This is a genomic window from Bradyrhizobium sp. CSA207, from assembly GCF_029051685.1.
In the GTDB taxonomy this organism is placed as follows: domain Bacteria; phylum Pseudomonadota; class Alphaproteobacteria; order Rhizobiales; family Xanthobacteraceae; genus Bradyrhizobium.
This window is the reverse complement of the sequence record NZ_JAACFT010000142.1, coordinates 1-418: the sequence shown is the minus strand read 5'-3', so window position 1 is coordinate 418 and position 418 is coordinate 1. Positions and strand designations below refer to the sequence as shown.

Annotated in this window: 1 protein-coding gene; it reads right to left on the bottom strand. The window is 68.2% G+C overall.

Annotated elements, in window-relative coordinates; genetic code table 11:
- On the bottom strand, positions 1 to 418 hold a 418-nt coding region (gene serB / locus GWG65_RS40360), incomplete at both ends, for a phosphoserine phosphatase SerB (RefSeq protein ID WP_275200940.1).

The window sequence follows — 418 nt, the reverse complement described above, 5'->3', positions numbered from 1 at the left end:
GGGTGGTATCCGCGAATCCCGCGACCACCGGTTTGGCGTTGAACGCGATACCGAGACCCGCTGCGGAGAGCATGTCGATGTCGTTGGCCCCGTCACCGACGGCGACCGTCTGGCCGAGCCCAACACCGAACTCGGCGGCGAACCGCTCCAGCGCCCTGGCCTTGCCGGCCCGGTCGACGATGTCGCCGACAACCCGGCCGGTCAACTTGCCGTCGACCACCTCGAGGGTGTTGGCGGCTGCGAAATCCAACTCCAATTCGTCAACCAGGTGCCGGGTGACCTGGGTGAACCCGCCTGACACGATGCCGCACCGGTAGCCGAGTCGCTTCAGTGTCCGAACGGTGGTCCGCGCGCCGGGGGTGAGAACGAGGGACGCGCCGACCTCGTCGAGCACGGCCGCGTCCAGGCCTTCGAGCAT